This window comes from [Micrococcus luteus] ATCC 49442 (assembly GCF_010367585.1).
Lineage (GTDB): Bacteria > Actinomycetota > Actinomycetes > Actinomycetales > Micrococcaceae > Arthrobacter > Arthrobacter luteus_A.
In genome coordinates, this window is the sequence record NZ_JAAAXP010000001.1 from 2,093,790 (window position 1) to 2,112,913 (window position 19,124).

A 19,124-nucleotide genomic window follows, 5' to 3' on the forward strand; every position below is an offset into this window, starting at 1 on the left:
TGCCCACGCGGTCCGCCACCTCGGGAGAGACCAGGTCCGCCAGCCAGCCGTTCATGGAGCCGTAGCCGGTGGCGTACACAATGAGGTCGGCCTCCAGCTCGGTGCCATCAGCAAGGACCACGGCGTTGCCGGTGATCTTGGAGACCTCGCCCGAGCGGAGCTGCACCCGGCCGTCGATGATCAGCTGGGAGGCGCCGACGTCGATGTAGTAGCCGGAGCCGCGCCGCAGGTACTTCACGACCAGCCCGGACCCGTCCACGCCGAAGTCTAGGTCGAACCCGGCGGCCTCCAGCTGGGAGTAGAACTCGGCATCCCGTTCAGCCATCGCCCGGTACACCGGCACCTGCATCTCGGGCAGGATCCGCATGGGCAGCGAGGCGAACAGCAGGTCGGCCTTCTCGGTCGTGACCCCGGCAGCCAGAGCCTTCTCGGAGTACAGGTCCCCCAGCGCCAGGTCCATCAGCGACTCGCTCCGGGCGATGTGCGTGGAGGACCGCTGCACCATGGTGACGTGGGCGCCGTGCTCCCAGAGGTCCGCGCAGATATCGTGCGCGGAGTTGTTGGAGCCGATCACCACGGCCTTCTTCCCTGTCCAGTCTCCACCGCCCGGGTGCTGCGAGGAATGCCGCTGCTCCCCCAGGAAGGAGCCCGCGCCGTCGAACGCGGGAATGTTCGGGTAGCCGGAGACGCCCAGGGCGAACACCAGCTGCTTGGGCCGCAGGGTCACCGGTGACCCATCGCGGACTACACGGACCACCCATTCCTGGGTGCCGTCGTCGTACTCGGCGCCCACGCACTCGGTCCCGCCCCAGTAGTTCAGCTCCATGATCCGGGTGTAGTGCTCCAGCCAGTCGCCGATCTTGTCCTTGGCGGCGAAGACGGGCCAGTCGTCCGGGAACTTCAGGTAGGGCATGTGGTCGTACCAGACGGGGTCGTGCAGGTGCAGGGACTTGTAGCGGTTCCGCCAGGAGTCACCCGGCTTCTCATTCTTCTCGATTACGAGGGTGGGGACGCCCAGGCGCCGCAGCCGGGCCGCGAGGCCGATGCCCCCCTGCCCGCCGCCGATGATCACCGTGTAGGGCTGCTCCTCATCGCCGAGCCGCGCCTCGCGCTCCTCCTTCTGTTCCAGCCAGGACCGCCGGCCCTTGATGATTTCGTGCGCGACGCTCTTCTCGCGGCGGGTCCCCTTCTTCTCCTCGAAGCCCTTCAGCTCCTGCATGGTGGTGAGCAGCGTCCAGCATTTGCCGTTCCGCAGCCGGAGGTGGCCGTAGCCGCGGGCGGCGGCGGTTTCGAATGTGATCCAGGCTTCCGTGGTGCCGGCGTCGCCGGTGGCGTCCTCGGAAAGCACCCAACCAGAAGGCTGCACGTGGTCCAGGGTGGCCTCGAGCATGAGCCGGATGTCCGCCTTGCCTTCGAGCGTTTTCAGGTTCCAGGTGAACGCCACGAAGTCGCGCCAGTAGCTGTCGTCCTCGAATAGCTCGACTGCGGCGTCCACGTCGCGCTGCTGCAGGGCGGTATCCAGTTCCGTCAGCCAGGCCTGCGCGGCTGTGGTGGGTGTTTCGGTCATGTCCACTCCCTTGTGTCTGATGGTCCGTACGTCTAGTGGTCCCGGCGGCCCCGTCCCGCCGGAATCCCCTGCGCTAAGCTGGTGCGGGCGTGAGCTGCATCACTATTGCAGCGCAGTGGGGGTTTCAACCGCGTTACACGGGCACTGCCGGCAAGGACGCCGCCGGTGAGGAGGACACTGTTTTGGACTACGGCCTAAGGTTTTCGGACCCGGCGAAGTACTCGCGTGCCCTGCGCCGCGCCCACGAACTGGTCATCTCCGGTGTCCCGCGCCCGGAGATCCCCATCGGTCTGGCGGATTCGTGGCGCCGCTCCATGGCCCTGGGCATCAGCCCGGACCAGCTCAGCCCCCGGCACCTGCACGACGTCTCCGACGTCCTGGAACTCCGCCGGGAGCACCGGCTGCAGCAGGTCATGCCGGCTCTTCACGACCTGCTGGCCGACGATTCAAGTTCCGGTCGGCACCTGCTGGTGCTCACCGATGCCAACGGCGAGATCCTGTGGCGCGTGGGCAGCCCGGAGGTGCTGCGGCGGGCGGACCGGCTGGAGTTCTCCGAAGGGGCCGACTGGTCCGAGGCCGGGATCGGCACCAACGCCATCAGCGAGGCGCTGGTCACCGGCGGGCCGGTGCAGCTGTTCTCCGCCGAGCACCTGGTCCGCACCCACCACGAGTGGGCCTGCACGGCGGCGCCCATCACGGACCCGGCCACGGGCCGGCTGCTGGGCGTGCTCGACGTCTCGGGACCGCTGGACACCATCAGCGCGGACACGCTGCGGATGGTGCGGTGCGCGGTCCGGGTGGCGGAGTCGCTGCTGGGAATGCACGACGGCGGGACGTCCTTGAGTTCCTCTTCTCCCGTTCGTGCGTCCCGGCAAACGGTCCGCCGTCCGGCTGGTGCCGTCGAGTCGCTGGAGCTGCTCGGGGATAGGCCTGCCGCGGTGTTTGCTGACGGAAGCCGGGTCCCGCTGACGTTGCGCCGGGCGGAAATCCTGGCTCTGCTAGATTCGCGCGCCCAGGGATGGTCCGCCGAGGAACTGGCCTATGAACTGTATGGGGACGCGGGCACTCCGCAGGCCATCCGCACCGAAATGTTCCGGGTGCGGTCCCTGCTCGGCGACGCTGTGGAATCGAACCCCTACAGGTTTGTGGCCGGCCTTGCTGGTTGCTCGGATTCGGGGCGGGTCCTCCGGCTGCTGCACGAGGGACGGGTGGCCGAAGCGTTGGAGGCGTACCGGGCTCCCCTGCTCAGCCGCTCAGGTGCGCTGGCCGTGCAGCTGCTCCGGGACCAACTGGAGCTGGCCGTCGGTTCGGCAGTGCGTGCCAGCGGTGACGCCGAGCTGCTCATCCGCTGGCTGTCCACGGACATGGGCTGCGCTGATTTTGAGGCCGTCGAGGCCCTGAGACGGCTGGTGGGACGTGGGGATGCGCGGTATCTGTCGTTCCGGGCGGGCATGGGCGACACAGCAAGGGACTTGCTGGGTTAACCCCGGCGTCCGGTCAGGGGTCAAGCCGCTTGTTGAGGAGGCAGAACTCGTTGCCTTCAGGGTCAGCCAGAACGTGCCACTGCTCGCTGCCTGTCTGCCCGACGTCGGCCGGGCGGGCCCCCAGGGCAAGCAATCGTTCCAGCTCCGCGTCCTGGTCCCGGTCCACCGGGTTGACGTCGATGTGCAGCGGGAGGCGTCCGGTTTGCGGGTTGCTGCTCGGGCTGAGGATGATGGTCGGCTGCAGGCCGCCGAACCCGGCGTCCGGCGGGCCGATCTCGATGGCACCGTCCTCCCTGCCAAGCTCGACATAGCCGAGGACCCCGCTCCAGAACCCTGCGAGGAGTTCCGGATCGGAGCAGTTGAGGACCAGTTCGCTGATACGGGAGACCATGAACCCCAGTGTATGACCAGGCCTACTCGGCGATGTCTGCCCAGAGGTCCGGGTTGTCGGACCGGAAGGCGCGCATCATGTCGACGGAGCGCTGATCATCCAGGACCACGACCTCAACCCCGCGTGTCCGCAGGAGCTCCAGCTCGCCGTCGAAGGTTCGTGTTTCACCCACCACCACCGGGGGAATTTTGAACTGGACGATGGTTCCGGCGTACGGGGCACACGGGGCGAGGGTGGTGTAGAGCGTGGTGTCCCGGTAACTCTTCTGCCGGCCGGCGGCGCGAAGTGCCGACATTTCTCCGTGGGCAATCGGATCAGCGTTTTGGACCCGCTCGTTGTGCCCACTGGCAATGACCACGCCGTACCGGGCGAGCGCCGCACCGATGGGGATGCCACCCTCAGCCAGGCTCTTCCGGGCGGCCTGATAGGCGGCTTCGAATCCCGGGTGGGGGGTACGGTCCAGTTACGGCGCAGCGGATGCCTGCTGTTCGTGGGTCATGGCGTCATTCCCGCACGGACTGCATTCAGGATCTTGTCGATCCCCCGCCGAAGGAAAGAAGGACGACGGCGGCACTTGCCTCTCACCGCCGCTTTCCGTCCGTGCGGGGGAAGGCAAAAGGGCTTGACAATTGCCGCAGCCGTTCTGGCCGCCCGGGACCTATCTTAGTGGCGGGTGGTTTGGGCAAGGTTCTGATATTGACCGGCTTTGCGCGCCGAACACGGCAGTTGCTTTGGGGGTCATGGTCGTCGCACGGACGGTTGCTCAGCTACGGGACCGTCTCGACGGACAGCGTCCTCAGCCAACCGTCTGTGGTCTCACCGTTGATAGATGCCTCACCCATCTCCACAATCATCTCGACCTTTGTACCGTCCCGCCATCTGGCAGCTTCTGACTTGTCAACGAACACGGGCAGGTCTTGGGCTCCCCCCTGGGCCTTCAGCATGACGGTGAACTCCCCGGTTGCCCCGGTCGTCCACAGCTCGGACATGAACAGTTCACCGGTCAGCCGAAACTGATCCCCCATCTTAGTTCCACCACTCCGGCCGGCGTTGAGCTTGTCCAGCAACTCATCGACGGTGATAGCCGTGACCACACGGGCGGCAGGGGCGGGCTGGACTGATGGCGTGCCTGCTTCAGTCGGTGCGATCTGGGCTTCAGTTTCGACGGGCCGGGACGGAGTCTGCGACGGGAGCGTCTGGGCAGTGTCGCTTGAACTATCACCGCCCTGGAGCGGACTGATGATGAGCAGCCCGATGACTAAGAGCGCGAACAGGCCACCGCCGATCCCAATCAGTTTCCACGGAGTCTCTGGTTTCTGGCGTCGGAAGGTCAGTCCCGACCGCAGTGTCCCTTGATCCTGAGAGACGAACTCCCAGCCCTCGTTCTCAAACTTGGCTCTAGTCCTAGCTTCCAAGCCGCGAACCGTCTTCACGGACCTCGTCTCATACTTCACACGCGTTACTGTCGTCATATTGCTCCCCCTCGGCACGGACATCTAATACCCTTTGAGAGCTTAGAGCGGCGCGAGAGTGCCTCCAACTCGCACCCCAAACTGGGCACTGATCATCGGGCGTCCCGCGTCCGGAGATCCCCACCTACCGGGCGGATTCCTGGCGCCGCTTCATAGCCCTGGGCATCAGCCCGTACCAGCACAATCCCCGGCACCTGCACGATAATTGCGACAGCCTGGAGCTGCGGCGGGAGCGCAGGCTGCAGCAGGTCATGTCCGCGCTGAACAATCTGCTTCGATGATTAAGTTGCGGTCGCAGGCCCGGCCGCGCGAACCTATGCCGCGGTCAACCCAGACCAGAGATTTTTTAGTTAAAGATTCAATAATACATCCCATTGTAAATAACACAATGAGTACCAATCAGTCTTGTCATATTTGGAATTACGTATTGTCGCAAGACCCGAAAAACCTTTTGCCTCTGTCATATTTGAGCCATGACAACACCAGAGTTCCCTGGGGCGGGCTCACAGCAGACTTCGCCCAACTACCCATCTCCCGCACAGGCTGATCACGAGGCGTCAACGCAGACCCTCCCGCCTCAGCCGGCGAAGGCTAAGAAGCCGTTGAACATACTGGGGCTCATCGCCCTCATCACAGCAGTGCTCGGGTTCATCTTCGCCTGCATGCCCGGAGCCCTGATCGTTGGCTGGATTCTGCTGCCGATCGCATTCGTCCTGGCTCTCGTTTCTCTGTTCCTTAAAGACAAACCCAAGGGCATGAGCATCACTGCCTTGATCCTGTCAATCGTTGGAACCATTGTCGGCTTCGTCGTATTCTTCGCCGTCGTCGGGTCGGCGGCCGACGACGCATTCGGAAGCGGCGACACGAAAGTCGTAGCACCGTCCGGGGATGCGGGTTCCACTAACGGCGGGGCAGCGGAAGCACCCGCTGCCAAAACCGGGACCCGCGAGACCCCACATCCGATCGGCTCTGTCATTGAGTCCAAGGACTGGCGCGTTGTGGTCAACTCGGTCACCCTCGCCGCCACCGACGCTGTTGTCGCTGCCAACCAATTCAACGATCCGCCCGCCGCGGGTTCGGAATATATCCTCGTGAACTACTCTGTCACCTACATCGGCGATGACGCTAACGGGCAGACGCCTTCATTCGTGTCAGTTGAATACGTGACGGCGGACGGCCGGACTGTGAACAGCTACGACAAGTCCGTCGTAGAACCGGATCCCATCAGCTCGAACGCGCTCTTTAACGGGGGCTCGGCAACAGGCAATAAGGCCTTTGAAGTTCCGTCGGCCACCGCTGGTCAAGGCGTTCTCGCCGTCAGGCCGGGCATGTTTGGTGACAAGGTATTCGTCGCACTCAAGTAACACTCCGGGACAAGTGCAGAGCCTCCGGCAGCGAAGTGCCGGGGGCTTTGCCATGCCACGAAGCAATTCTATATCCGCCATTGAGGCCACCTCAGTGACTGCCAACGGGGCACCAGCCTGGGCTGCGCCGCCACTCCTGCTGGCAACAGAAGTCAGGGTACTCCCAAGCTGGGCTACGACTCCGGCAATGCCTACTTACATGCCCACAGTTCTAAGACTCGGGCTTAACGCCCGGAATGTGACGCCGCATCCAGGCTTCGAGGACATCGGTCGTCGTACTATTCGAATTACTTGAACCATCAACGGGGGACCAATTGAAGAAATTGTTTGCTGCCGGCTCTTTGGCTGCCGTGCTGGCCCTGACCGCGTGCGGAGGCCCCGAAGGGACCTCGGTGGTCGCCGTAACCACACCTTCTCTATTCACCGTCAACCAGAGCTGCGAACAGCTGTTCATCAAGGGTGACGAGGGCCGGCTGATGAAAGCCATTCAAGCTCTGACCGGACTGCCAGCCGAGGTCACCGTCACGAACGTCACCTCGGCTGTCATCGCCGCCGGTGACCTCGAGTTTGTGTCCGGGACCGCGAACGAGGAGATGAAGCCGCTCATCGAAGCGCTGGTCGCGCCGCTGAAGGCGGTTGCGCCCGGGCCGAACACGGTGCAGCCAGCCGACGTCGAGGCCGCGGAGTCCAAGATTCTTGACGCCTGCCCGGCCCAGGCCAAGGACTACGAAGACGACAAGGCTGTCGAGGCTGCACGGGCCAAGGCAGAAACCGACATCGCAGCCCGGAAGGCGGCCGAAGCAGCAGCTGCAAAGGCGGCGGCCGACGCTGTGGCCGCTGCGGCTGCAGCTCCAAAGGAGTATTCAGGTGCCGGGGATGATGTTGTCAGCATCGCCAAGCACGGGGCTGGGGCGCAGGTAGCCATCATCCAACACACCGGAGGAAGCAACTTCGCCGTCCACACGCTGGACTCCACTATGGACACCACCGACCTGCTGGTGAATGAGATCGGCAACTACAGCGGCACTGTCCTCTTTGATGCCCGCGACCGCGATGAGACGACGGCCTTGAAGATAACAGCCGGCGGGTCCTGGACGGTCAAGCTGGTCCCACTGACGAGCGTGAGGTCTTTCGACGGGTCAGCCCCAATGACCGGGCGCGGGGACGATGTGTTTGCCTACACGGGCTCTGCAAAGCCCGCCACGTTCACCCATGACGGGTCTTCAAACATTGCCGTGAAAAGTTACGGCACCCGGACGAGCCTGCTAATTAATGAGATCGGTGCCTATACCGGGACAGTTGTCTGGTCCCCCGGTTTCTACACGGTCACCGCTGATGGGAACTGGTCCGCAACCCTGAAATAGCTTTCAGGTGACCGGGCCGGCTGGTCCGAGACGCCATTGGCACGTGGACGGCCAAAGTGAGAGAGCGTCCGGGAAAAACGCCCATCTAGTGAGAGAGCGTTGGGGGTGGAGGGGTACGGTGGAATTGTCCCGCCTGGGTTCCCCCAATCCCAGGCGGGACATTCTTTGTCAGAAGGAGAGATGACTGTGGGACTGCGAAGCTTCTTTACCCGGCACCGAACACCAGTTGCAGGAGAGTCCTCCGCCGTCGTGGTGGCCACCGAACGCGAGCCGCTGACGCCCGCGCAGCTGGCAGACCTGGAGTGGCGTGGGCCGAACTGCGTCAAGCGCTCCAAGAGTCAGGGGTGACCTCGTTCCATGCCTGCACACGGGACGGGAGCCGCTGGCAAGACAACCCGCAGTCCGTACGCGGCATGACGGACACGATCAGGCGCACCCAAAAGTACACTGCCGAGGGTCTCCAGGACGGTCCGGGACTGTAGGGACGGGCCGGCCCCGAAGGAGTCAACAAAACCGGGGGGCAGTCCCGTCTCTAGGGTTCTTGCCTTGTCGGACTGCGCGGTCAGGGCCTGGCGGAGCGGAAGCAACTCGCTCAAACGTCTCGCAGCCACGCAGTGGAGGTGCTCAATCACAGGCCGGAGCGAGGTCGGAGCTGTCGAAGGAGCTGCTGGTGTCGCCTGGATCCTTTGACGCAGCGCGAAGTGGCGGTGTCGAGTATGCGCGGTGGTGAAGCGCATACAATACGCAGGGTGCTTTGAGTCGTGTTGCGCTCGGAGCGCCATGCCTGCCGAATACGGTGGCATGAAGCACATATCAACGCAACATATATAGGACGGGCATGGCAAACAAGAATCAGTCAAGTAGATTGACGGATCAGCACATCTTATCCAAAGGTGTTATAGGAATTTTTGGCGAATATGCAAAGAATCACGATCTCAATGTGTCTGAGGTTTCTCAACTGCTTGTTGAGCAGTTGAAGATCGAGTACCCGATGTTGCAATTCCGATATCGGGTAAGCGTGACAAAATCGGAAATCAACGCCGCGCTGCAGAAAATAGACGCCATACTAGGCCAGACCCTTTTCGTATCAAACTCAAGTATCAGACCTGACGGGGGGCTGATTGAGGTCAAGGATGACCATGGTGAATGGCGGATCGTTGTTGTCTCGGAAGCAAAACAGCAAGGCAAGGATATTGAAAACATTCGCGCAGGCAAGTTGGTTGGCACGAAGAGTGATCAAGACCTGATGGCTGCTGGAAATGCTATTGAGCGCTCACATAAAAATATTTCTGAAATTGCCAATCTAATGCTCGCAGAGTCGCATTTCCCTTATGTGCTCTTTCTCGCAGGGTCGAATTTTCTCACAGAAACCGTCACCGTAACACGTCCTGATGGCCGGAATGTTGTTTTGCAATACAACTCAGGGATGCTCAATAGATTAGACAGGCTGACATCTGCGAACTACGGAATGCCGATCAACACAAATTTGTGTGAGAACAAACTTGTTACTTACCAAGACAAAGCGATCTCGCTTCAGGCTGCATCCATCTATTCTCAAGGAGATGGCGAGGAGTGGGATAGCCTCGAGATGATGAGCATCATGTTGGATGTAGCGAAAACATCCCTCAAGGTGCTTGCGAGTGATTTATTTACTCAGATGACGGGCAAAGGAAACTAATCGTGGCGCGCGTAGTTGAGCACTCATTGCTGCACAAAGCTAAGAAGAACAAGAACGACGAGTTTTATACGCAACGGGTGGACATTGAGAGAGAACTACAGCACTATACCTCTCAGTACATCGACAAAGTTGTTTACTGTAATTGTGACGATCCTGCTGTTAGCAACTTCTTTGCATACTTTTATGAGAACTTTGAGAGACTCGGTCTTAAGAAGCTAATAGCAACTGGATACATTAACGATGAACGAGGATTTGGCAGTTTTTTTGAGTACACCGGTAAACCTGAAGAGAGAGCGCGTTTTGAAGCGAACGACTTTCACAGCCTTGAGGGGGACGGCGACTTTCGTGGCGCGGAAAGTGTAGAACTCCTTAAGGAAGCAGACATTGTCGTCACCAACCCTCCTTTCTCGTTGTTCAGAGAATTTATTGCTCAGATGGTTGAGTTTGACAAAAAGTTCCTGGTGATTGCAAACGTCAACGCAATCACATACAAAGAGGTTTTCAACCTTATTCAGGCCGAAAAAGCGTGGCTGGGCGTCCACCTCGGAAGGGGAATTTCGGGGTTCATTGTTCCAGAGAATTACGAGCTGTATGGGACCGAAGCGCGAATTGATAGCAATGGCAACCGCGTCGTCTCGCCGAACAATTGTTTGTGGCTAACGAACCTTGACTACCAGAAGAGACACAATGAATTAGAACTCACCAAGTCATATCACGGGAATGAAGCGGCGTACCCCCGGTATGATAACTTTGATGGAATTAACGTCAACAAGACAAAGGACATTCCGGCCGATTACACGGGGTATATGGGTGTTCCGATCACTTTTCTTCACAAGCATAACCCTGATCAGTTTGAAGTGATCCGCTTCAGAAAAGGGGATGACGGGAAAGATTTATCGGTAGGTGGTAAGTGTCCGTTCTTTAGAATTATTATCAGAAAGAAGGGCGACAACCCAGACCCGAAAAAGGCGAAGGTAGAACTTCTTGGATCGCAGGGCTGGCAGACCAGGTTGTGGTGAGAGCCCCTCGCGTTGTCAGGCTGGAACGGGTACCACCGGCTCATAGCAAGTCCGTTTAATCGCGTGCCTCCACTACCGGTATATCTAGGCTCACATCATCCTGCCGGCTGCCCGCTTGCTGGTCGGCCATGATGCAATGGGGATGCGTCTGAGGTATTGCGCTGTGATTGATCAATGGGACGTAACACTTCACTCCGGATGAAAAGTGACAAGGCGGACCGTTACAAGGTCCCTGCCGTAGGACTCCACACCGATATCAACGTCAAACCTGACTTGGCTCATTTCGTTAGTGCGTGAGTTTGGGTTGCGGATGGCATCGAGAATGGCCTGCTGCTCGGCGGCAATATCGGGGGCGAATGTCTGCGTGGTGCCGTTGATGGCGATGGTCGCTGAGCGTAAGGGCCGGAGTTGTCGGATGACGTTACGCACCGCCAGCCCTGTCCTGTTCTGGACAGTCCGGGAGACCGCAAGCGCTGTGAACACGATGGTCAGGTGCGCCTCGATCGCGTCACGGGTGCGGTGAAACATAGGCCTGGCCCGCAGGTCAGTTTTGCTCATCCGGAAGGACTGCTCGACATGCCACAAATCATGGTAGGAGCCGATGACTTCCCCTGCGGGCATGATGTTTGCGGGGATATTTGTCACGTAGCCTTTCAGCCCGACGAGTTGCCGGGCACGCGCTATCGAGGCCTCGTCCAGGCTCGGTTTCCCGCTGGCGGTCTTGACGAACCGTGGGGTCCGGGCTGATTTCTGTCCCTCGATGACCTCCCGTGCCCGGTTCTCCTGGGCCGTGAGCGTTGTGTTGTCATGAACAGCTCTCTTGCGGGAGTAGGCCCAGACCGCCCGCCAGGATCCCGGGTGCGCGGCGGGGTCCCAGGCGGGTTCGGCACGCAGATCAGGGTTGTTCTCATTCTTGTGGCCGGTCCTGGGGGTGACCGTATCGATCAGCTGCCCGTCGCTGAACGCGTCACCGTGCCAGCGGAAATGCGAGGCCAGATCGTTCGGCGCCTTGGTCATCCGGGAACCGACAATGAACCGCAGGTTCGCCTCGTCCAGCTCGCGCAGATTGCCGGCTGAAAGCATGCCTTCGTCGGCGACGACGACCAGGTCGGCCAAGCCGTGGCGGACCTGGAAATGCTTGATAATCGGGATCATGGTTGCCGTCTCGGCCTTGTTGCCTTCGAAGTAGCCGATCTCCAACGGAAACCCACCGCGATTTACCAGCAGACCGACAACGATCTGGGGATCAACGCGACGTTCCTTGGAGTACCCGACTTTCCGCAGCTCGTCTTCCTTCTCCGCCTCGAAATACAAGGTGGTCACGTCATAGAGCACCAGTGAGACGTCCCCGTCGGTCCTGCACCAGGTCGCGACCCGGTCGCGGTACTTATCCGCAGCTGCCCGGGCAAGGGTCCGCTTCATAGTCGCGTAGCTGGCAGGACTCTGGCCGAGGTCCCGCAGGACTCTGCCGGCATCCAGCAGTGAAGTTGGTTCCACGACCCGGGCGATCACCAGATCCCGGAACACCTCGTCACCGAGGCCATCGAACTTCAACGACGTGAACACCCAGGCCAACGCATTGAACAACAACCGGGAGTCCGTGCCCACCACGCGGGCAGGGCCCTCGCGCCCAGGAATTGCTGCCGGGCCGGCAATATCGAACAGGCCCGCATTATCAGCTGGGCAACCAGATTCTTCACCGGAGGCGTGCGCTCGACACCAAGCTCAAGGACGCCCTGCGCCGGATTCTCAAGCAACTCGCGCGCACGCTCCAGCAGGACACCGAGTTCGGCTTCCGTATGCGCCGAACCGACGTGCTCCACTATCCGCTGACGCCCCCGCACATACTCCGCGATCTGCACACCCGTCGCCCCCGAGGCCGTCCGCGCCCGAGTACCGTGACAATATCGGACAGGTCAGCGGTGCTGCGCCCCAGCCTGGTCAGGTCCGTAACCACCAGGGTGTTCTAATGGGTGGAAAAGACCATTTGACTAAGCGGCAGGTTCTTCATCAGACACGTCACCTGCTGCTATCCGCTCCGCAGTCAACTTGTACGCCTGCTCGATGTAGTCCTCAAGGTCCTTGGTTGCTACGCGCCACATGCCCCGGCCGCCTATCTGCAACCCACGCAGCTCGCCCGACTTCAACAACACACGTACAGTCGGGGCACCAACAGCCAGCTCCTCCGCTACCTGCTCAATCGTCAAGAACCTCGGGCGTTTCGATACTGCATCATCAGTCACCCAACAACCATAACCAAGACAGCGTCCCCTACCCCCGCAGTCTTGACGCTCTGTTTCGAAAGTGCCCCCTGGGACGGTCTGCTCGCCAAGTGCGAATCCATGGGGGAAACACAGCAAGCCAGCCGTCATCAAGGCTCACATTTGCATCACAAGCTTGACCAAGCGTGAGTTACCGGCACGGACTCCCGGACGGCTGCGATCAGCGACCTTCTATGGAGAACAACTCAGCCACATGTAAGGCAAGACCAAAGCCTTGAGCAGGTCGGTGCAGCCGAACCCAGGGCTTGGGGATCGGGTTGTGCCCACTGGCTTCAGGTGGACCCTGGGTGCACAGCTCAAAGCTCTCCTTAGGCGTGCAACCCGCCCCGGCGACCTGCCGCCGGAGTTCAAGAGTGTTTGCGGGACCTGAGGAACGTTCTGGAGCTGACGGCGGTAGGGTGTGAGAATGTTCTGCTGTGCGATGCTATGCCAGGGGCGCGGTGCCGGAACCGAGGATGTCCGGTGCCTGTGACGGGGCTCAAGCGGCCAGCTCCTGACCCGGAGTGGGTGCAGATGTACCGGCAAGGCATCCGCACTTCAAAAATCGCTGATGGCGCCGGTGTGGCAGAGACAACGGTCCGCTATCACCTGGCTATTGCTGCCAGACTGCAGCCGTCTATTAGGGAGGAGCACCGCGATGCCGCCACCACCCTTCCGCGGATCTTACCCGCGGGGCGGCAGAACCTGGAAGACATCCTCGATCTCTACAAGGCAGAGGGCCGGCTCCCCACCACTGCGGGCTCCTCAGCCCGGGAACGGGCATTGGGCGTCTGGCTTCATCGCCGAAGGCAAGAGGCGGAGCAGGGGGTTCTCTCCCCCGTATACAAGGAAGCCCTTGATGTCATCCCCGGGTGGCACCGTCCATCGACGAAGAAGAGCGATGACGAGGCGCGCTGGAAGCAGCGCCTCTCCGAGGTGATCGACTTTTTGGCCAGCGCCAATGACTGGCCCCGGCACAACAAAACCGGCATCAAAGAAGAGCGGGTCCTGGGCGTGTGGCTCCACGTCCAACGCATCAACCATCGGGCGGGTCGGCTGGACCCAGCGAAGGAAGCACAACTGAACGCCGTGATCCCCGGCTGGCGGCAGGGGCGCAGCAAAGGCCGCCGGCCCCGGTCGGAGGCACAGCAGCACACCACGCATTGAAGCCCTTGAAGGAGCCATTCTTGCAGGGGGCCGCGATTCGAGCTGCCCGTGGCTGCGTGATGCAGGAACGCTCTCTTGCCCAGCCAATCCCACGGCTCCCTTCCCTCCGACTCCCGGGAGCCTCCATAGCCTCCCTGGCTTTCTAGTTGGCCAACAGCCGGGGAACGCCGGGCGGGTACCTCATTGCCCGCCCAAGGCCACTGCCACTCGACGCTGTAGATCGGCGTAGGCAGCGTCTTTAGCCTATTGCGGCCACCAGGAGTGTGCTCACTTGGAGGATGCCATCAAGGCTGTACACGGGTGCACCGGTCAATCCTTTGCTCTGCCGACAACGCTGCTACCGCGACAACTGAAAGTGGGCCGATTGCAGATAGGTTCACGGTTGCTAATACGATCAGAGAGAACTTCTGAATAGGTGGGAAAATGCATCGGACCAAGCAGCGACTAGAACTCACTTGGTACAACAAAGACCTTGCTCTTGTTCCTGCAGTGCACGGTAAGTACGGGTATGCCTGGGTTAGCCCTACCGATCCGAGGTACTGCGAGACTCGCCCAGTGATCGTGACCGGGTACGTTGAGGGCCGACAGGCCGAGAAGATCGATGGCCAGACATACAGTTATCGAGCCGACCTCGAACCGCAGACACGGAATCTGCTGATTCTGGGCGAGTCTGGAGACGCTCTGAAAGCTCTCACTCGTGTCCCGGACCTGAAGGATGCTTACGTCGGTCAAGTCAAGTGCATCTACATCGACCCGCCCTTCAACACGGGTGAAATGACTTTCGGCAACTATGAAGACAACCTCGAACACTCAGTGTGGCTCGGAATGATGCGAGACCGTCTCAGCCACCTGCGCAGGCTCCTCAGCAATGACGGGTCGATCTGGGTTCATCTAGACGATACCGAGAACCACCGGATGCGCTTGCTGTTGGACGAACTGTTTGGACCGCGAAACTTCGTTGCGGAAGTGCAATGGCAGAAGGCTGACTCCACCAGAAACGATATCGCTGGTCTTTCTTCCGATCACGACACAATCCTGGTCTACAGGAAAAGTAGCCGCTGGACCCCGAACCGCCTACCGCGCACGGCGGCATCCGACGCCCGCTTCTCCTCGTCAGACGGGGACCCTGCGCCGTGGTTCGATGACAACCCCACCGCCCCTGGAGCTAAAAACCATCAAGGAATGGTCTACGCTATCCAGCACCCGATCACGGGGAAGGTCATTTATCCGACACGAAACCGGTGCTGGTGGACTGAGCAGTCAGCTCTGCTGTCAATCATGTCCGAGTACGCCCCCTATGAACTTCGGGACCTCCAGGACGAAGCCATCCGTGCAAATCTGTGCGGAACAACGCCGGAAGACGTGCGCGTTGGGGTGCCAGCAATCATGCTCGCCGTACCGCTCGAGGAGGCCCAAGTGACCGCCCGACGAAGGTATGAAGAAGGCAACTGGCCTGCGGTTATCCTTCGTTCAAGAGGCACTGGCGGGCTAGGACGGAAGGCCTATCCGCCAACGCAGGGCCTTACACCGTCCACGTGGTGGAGCAACAGCGCCGTCGGACACAACCGGGAAGCCAAAGCCGAGCTGAAAGCTCTCTTCAGTGAAGAAATTCCTTTCGCAACACCGAAGCCCGAGCGTCTCTTGGAGCGCATCATACGCATCGCCACAAACCCGGAGGATATCGTCTTAGACGTGTTCGCCGGTTCTGGGACGACTGCGGCCGTAGCGCAGAAGATGGGACGTCGATGGGTTACTTGCGAACTTATTGAAGACACTGTTGATCGCTTCACCCGACCACGATTAGCAAAGGTCGTACAGGGCGAGGATCCGGGTGGGATCACCAGAACGCCGGGTGAGCGGATCCCGGCAACCGACGTGGAGTTGCCGGATGACATGACTGCTGATGAGGCACAACGATTTACGTCATTGCTGAACAGGGTGATCAGGGACGACAAGGAGCTGAAGAAGTCATCCGTCGTCAAGGACCTTAAGGCACGGACCAAGACGGCGAAAACTAAGGACGCTATCAATTGGCGGGGCGGTGGCGGATTTCAAGTAGCACGTCTAGCACCCCCTTGCTTCGACTATGATCCGGAGCTGGGCGTGGTGACGCTGACCGAAGCGGCTGAGGATCCTGGAGCCCTAACGGCATCCGTTGCTGCAAATCTAAAATTCAAGCTGACCCCTGATCACCGAGTGTTTCACGGAGTACAGGGTCGGATGCGCCTGTTCGTGACCCGCATCCCGCTCACGCCGGAGGTCGTTAGAGAGATCGCCGCTCACCTCGACGAAGGCGAAGGCTTGACCATCGCTTCGACGGTGGTCCTCGACGGCGCAGCCCAAGCACTGCGGGAGTCCGCCCGAGGATCACGTGTCCTCCATGTTCCGCAGGATCTGTTCACAGCGGAGAAGGAAAATACTCGATGATTCCCGGATTTATACACGACCCGGCGCTTGTAGAGGCAATCGGTGCACGCTTTGATTTGCGTGAGCCTGTTCAGCTTGCTTTCGACGCCGTTGTGCAGGCGTTGGCCAACGGCTACGACCCGGCCGTGCCAATGGTTCTAGATCTGGCAACCGGTGTGGGAAAGACTTACGCCATGGCCGCTATGGTGGAGTACCTGCGTGTACAAGGCGTCCGGGACGTGCTCATCGTCACCCCGTCGGCGATCGTACAGTCAAAGACCGTTGCGAACTTCAGCCCGGGTCATTCGAAGTACATTGAAGGATCGCTCGTGGCTCCCTCGGTGGTGACGCCGGCAGATTACGACACTTGGACCGACCGTTCGGGCAGGGACCGCCTCTTCGGTGGCGGCGAGGACGCGGTACAGCTGTTCATCCTAAACGTTCATCAGCTCACACCTCCGAAAATCACTGACGGGGAGACCACCGGAAAGGGAAAAGAGGCCGTCAAGCGTGCATTCCGTACCGTCCGGGAATCTTCTGGGAACCCTCGTGACTACCTGAACAGCCTCGAGGACCTGGTCATCATCGCCGATGAACACCACCTCTACGGAGACACTGCCAAAGCCTTCCAAGCAGGAATTAAGGATCTTAAGCCGGCGGCGATCATTGGACTCACTGGTTCGGCCTCCGAAGACGATCACGTGCTGTTCCAGTACTCCCTAAAACAGGCTATTACTGAGCGCTACGTCAAAAGACCGGTGATCGCATTCCGTAAGGGCGGCTATGGGGAGCACTCGGAAGAGCAGCAGCTCCGTGATGCCTTGACCCTGCTGCAGGTCAAGGCAGACCACTACAAGTCGTACCAGCAGGTTAACCCCGAGCAGCCCAAGGTCAACGCTGCATTATTCGTTCAGTGCGCTGATGTCGCACACGCCACGCAGATTTCACACTTGCTCAGAGGTGCGGAGTACTTCAACAGCACTGAGGCTGTGCTGCAGGTCGACAACGAACACAACGACGAGGCGACCCTGGACCGCTTGGGAACCATGGACCAGCCGCAGTCCCCAGTGCGGGCCGTAGTCTCGGTGAACAAGCTCAAGGAAGGCTGGGACGTTAAGAATGTGGCCGTCATGGTCACTCTGCGTGCAATGGCTTCCGAGGTGCTTACTCAGCAAACCCTTGGACGCGGACTGCGCCTACCCTTCGGCAAGTGGACCGGGGACGGCCATATCGATCAGCTAGACATCGTGGCTCACGAATCCTTCCGTAGCCTTCTTAGAGCCGAAGACGTGCTCAAGACCTTCGGCATGGACTCTCTGCTCAAGAGCCCAGTTTCCAGTGCTACACCCGAAACGACGGGCGCGTCAGCCGAACCGGATGCCGGCCACGCAGGGACCAATGGGGCAGCGGGGACACCGCCCCCCTTGCACACTACGGTGCCTCCGACTGCACACGGTGCTAGCGAAATCATCAGCGTCGCCGACGGTACTGTAGGCGTCATCGTCTTGGACGATGATGCGCAGCTCGAATCGGCACCAACACCGACGCCCGTCGAGGTCAAAATCAACGAAGCATTCGAAGGTACAACCTTCAGCTTTCCCAGTACGGCGATGTCACGCGAAACCGCACCCTTCAGCTTGTCGGCGATCCCCGACACGGCTGTGGAAGAAGCAGCTCTCAAGGTCACCGACCAAGGCGGAGTGCTCCTGCGCGAGGCTATCGTCATTAAGGGCAAACTGCTGTCGACATTGGCCCAAGAAGACGTCAAGGTTTCTGGGCTCTTCGTGTCAACGAAAGAAGTGGTCGCCTCACTCGTACAAACTCTCGTAGGTATGAAGGTTATAGAGCCGTCCGGAGTGAATCTGCTGCAAATCAAGAACCGCATTGCCCCCCTGATGGTCAGCAGCGCTGATATCGAAAATTGGTCAACTAAGGCCCTGGCTTCAGCTGCTTACCATCTGCGAGAAGTCGTTCAGCGTGCTGCCACCGCACACTCTCGAAACTTAGGCACCGTGACAACGGTTCGTGCCCGGACCATACCAATCGAAACAAAGTACCAGTTGCCACTAGGCAAGGAGGTCTTAGAGCTGCTATCGACGGATACCAAGGGTGAGGGCTTTAAACGTTTCGAGCACTATGGTCCTTGGGACAAGGGCTTGTTCGAGGCCGCGGCCTTTGACTCATTCAGCGCCGAGTACCGCATCGCTGCCCTGCTTAACCGATCCGGCGGCATCGAATGGTGGATGCGGCTTTATTCGCGTCACAAGGCGACTATCGCATACACGACAAGCAACGACTACAACCCCGACTTCGTGGCACAGGATAAGAACGGTTACCACTGGATAATCGAGGGCAAGTCCGAATCTGGCAAGGACGACCAGACAGTGCAGAACAAGCGAGCAGCCGCAGAAGAAACCATCCGGCTCCTCCTCGGGCACCCCGATTTCGGAGGTCAAAAATGGGGGTACGTCATTGCCTATGAATCTGATGTCGCCTCTGCCGAGTCGTGGGAAGATCTCCGAGCAGCGACCAACCCAGTCATGACTAAGGACTATGGGATCTAGACAACGCCACTCGTTATGGCCACCCCCGCAACTCACACAGGCGGTACAGCTGGAGGGCCTTGAAGTGCTTCAACTTGGTCCAACCGAAGCCGCGGTACTCCAGGTCCGTCATCAGCTGCCAAAGCGCTTTCCGTTCCGCGTCGCGGACCGGGCGGTCACCGGTCAGATGGGTCAGTGCAAAGCTTAGGCTATAGGCATAACCAAGTCTGACCAGTTTAGAAAAGCGCTTGTAATTGTTGAGGGAATAACCAAGCAGGGACCGCGGAAGCTCTTCGTTCCCATCCCGGACATAAATAAGACGGCCTTTCTTCCGGCCCGCACGTAGGCTGACCGCACGGGCGAAGACATGCCGGCGTCACTGCGCCCACGCGTGGAGCTGGCTCACTC

13 protein-coding genes and 2 pseudogenes are annotated in these 19,124 nt (G+C 60.1%); 9 read left to right on the plus strand and 6 right to left on the minus strand.

Going from position 1 to position 19,124, the window contains the following annotated elements:
* Positions 1-415: 415 nt before the first annotated feature.
* Positions 416-1,567: pseudogene (locus GUV69_RS23630) on the minus strand (NAD(P)-binding domain-containing protein); the annotation flags it as partial.
* Positions 1,568-1,749: 182 nt separating this feature from the next.
* Between GUV69_RS23630 and GUV69_RS09385 the strand changes: the two are divergent.
* Positions 1,750-3,051 (plus strand): GAF domain-containing protein, encoded by a 1,302-nt coding sequence (locus GUV69_RS09385; RefSeq protein WP_164206383.1) that lies wholly within the window; start codon positions 1,750-1,752, stop codon positions 3,049-3,051.
* A 13-nt stretch (positions 3,052-3,064) separates the two neighbouring features.
* Here the strand turns inward: GUV69_RS09385 and GUV69_RS09390 are convergent, their stop codons facing one another.
* The 3 genes from GUV69_RS09390 to GUV69_RS09400 all read right to left on the minus strand — a co-directional run bounded on the left by GUV69_RS09390 (position 3,065) and on the right by GUV69_RS09400 (position 4,914).
* Complete coding sequence (locus GUV69_RS09390) at positions 3,065-3,442, minus strand: VOC family protein (protein ID WP_164201744.1); 378 nt, start codon at positions 3,440-3,442, stop codon at positions 3,065-3,067.
* A 22-nt stretch (positions 3,443-3,464) separates the two neighbouring features.
* Positions 3,465-3,905, minus strand: a complete 441-nt coding sequence (locus GUV69_RS09395; protein ID WP_164206385.1) for a nucleoside deaminase — start codon at positions 3,903-3,905, stop codon at positions 3,465-3,467.
* A 304-nt stretch (positions 3,906-4,209) separates the two neighbouring features.
* Positions 4,210-4,914, minus strand: a complete 705-nt coding sequence (locus GUV69_RS09400; RefSeq protein WP_164201746.1) for a hypothetical protein — start codon at positions 4,912-4,914, stop codon at positions 4,210-4,212.
* A gap of 473 nt (positions 4,915-5,387) precedes the next feature.
* Between GUV69_RS09400 and GUV69_RS09405 the strand changes: the two genes are divergently transcribed.
* The 5 genes from GUV69_RS09405 (at position 5,388) to GUV69_RS09425 (ending at position 10,339) form a co-directional block, all read left to right on the plus strand.
* Positions 5,388-6,278 (plus strand): DUF4352 domain-containing protein, encoded by an 891-nt coding sequence (locus GUV69_RS09405; protein WP_244292672.1) that lies wholly within the window; start codon positions 5,388-5,390, stop codon positions 6,276-6,278.
* A 314-nt stretch (positions 6,279-6,592) separates the two neighbouring features.
* Positions 6,593-7,642 carry a hypothetical protein gene (locus GUV69_RS09410; protein WP_164201748.1) on the plus strand — a complete coding sequence of 350 codons (1,050 nt, stop codon included), beginning with the start codon at positions 6,593-6,595 and terminating at the stop codon, positions 7,640-7,642.
* A gap of 180 nt (positions 7,643-7,822) precedes the next feature.
* A complete protein-coding gene (locus tag GUV69_RS23220) occupies positions 7,823-7,990 on the plus strand; it encodes a hypothetical protein (RefSeq protein WP_244292673.1) in 168 nt (55 codons plus the stop codon).
* A 490-nt stretch (positions 7,991-8,480) separates the two neighbouring features.
* The gene (locus tag GUV69_RS09420) at positions 8,481-9,320 is read left to right on the plus strand and encodes an EcoRI family type II restriction endonuclease (RefSeq protein ID WP_164201751.1); all 840 of its coding nucleotides are present in this window, start codon (positions 8,481-8,483) and stop codon (positions 9,318-9,320) included.
* 2 nt (positions 9,321-9,322) lie between these two features.
* The gene (locus GUV69_RS09425; protein ID WP_164201753.1) at positions 9,323-10,339 is read left to right on the plus strand and encodes an adenine-specific methyltransferase EcoRI family protein; all 1,017 of its coding nucleotides are present in this window, start codon (positions 9,323-9,325) and stop codon (positions 10,337-10,339) included.
* A gap of 318 nt (positions 10,340-10,657) precedes the next feature.
* On the opposite strand, the pseudogene GUV69_RS09430 reads toward GUV69_RS09425, so the two are convergent.
* Positions 10,658-12,201, minus strand: a pseudogene (locus GUV69_RS09430) (IS1634 family transposase); the annotation flags it as partial.
* A 129-nt stretch (positions 12,202-12,330) separates the two neighbouring features.
* Positions 12,331-12,582: a helix-turn-helix domain-containing protein gene (locus tag GUV69_RS09435; protein ID WP_244292674.1), complete on the minus strand. Its 252-nt coding sequence runs from the start codon at positions 12,580-12,582 to the stop codon at positions 12,331-12,333.
* Between the two features lie 600 nt (positions 12,583-13,182).
* On the opposite strand from GUV69_RS09435, the gene GUV69_RS09440 reads away from it, so the two are divergent.
* The 3 genes from GUV69_RS09440 (at position 13,183) to GUV69_RS09450 (ending at position 18,737) form a co-directional block, all read left to right on the plus strand.
* Positions 13,183-13,767 carry a helicase associated domain-containing protein gene (locus GUV69_RS09440; protein WP_244292675.1) on the plus strand — a complete coding sequence of 195 codons (585 nt, stop codon included), beginning with the start codon at positions 13,183-13,185 and terminating at the stop codon, positions 13,765-13,767.
* A gap of 555 nt (positions 13,768-14,322) precedes the next feature.
* A complete protein-coding gene (locus tag GUV69_RS09445; protein ID WP_208786621.1) occupies positions 14,323-16,194 on the plus strand; it encodes a site-specific DNA-methyltransferase in 1,872 nt (623 codons plus the stop codon).
* On the plus strand, positions 16,191-18,737 hold the full coding sequence (locus GUV69_RS09450) for a DEAD/DEAH box helicase (RefSeq protein WP_164201759.1): 2,547 nt from the start codon (positions 16,191-16,193) through the stop codon (positions 18,735-18,737). Before GUV69_RS09445 ends, GUV69_RS09450 begins: the two co-directional genes overlap by 4 nt.
* The last annotated feature ends 387 nt before the right edge of the window (positions 18,738-19,124 follow it).

Bases quoted from the DNA above. Each gene is read 5' to 3' on its own strand.
- GUV69_RS09405 (WP_244292672.1), top strand. From the start codon at position 5,388: ATGACAACACCAGAGTTCCCTGGGGCGGGCTCACAGCAGACTTCGCCC.
- GUV69_RS09450 (WP_164201759.1), top strand. From the start codon at position 16,191: ATGATTCCCGGATTTATACACGACCCGGCGCTTGTAGAGGCAATCGGT.
- GUV69_RS09390 (WP_164201744.1), bottom strand. From the start codon at position 3,442: ATGGTCTCCCGTATCAGCGAACTGGTCCTCAACTGCTCCGATCCGGAA.
- GUV69_RS09400 (WP_164201746.1), bottom strand. From the start codon at position 4,914: ATGACGACAGTAACGCGTGTGAAGTATGAGACGAGGTCCGTGAAGACG.
- GUV69_RS23220 (WP_244292673.1), top strand. From the start codon at position 7,823: ATGACTGTGGGACTGCGAAGCTTCTTTACCCGGCACCGAACACCAGTT.
- GUV69_RS09420 (WP_164201751.1), top strand. From the start codon at position 8,481: ATGGCAAACAAGAATCAGTCAAGTAGATTGACGGATCAGCACATCTTA.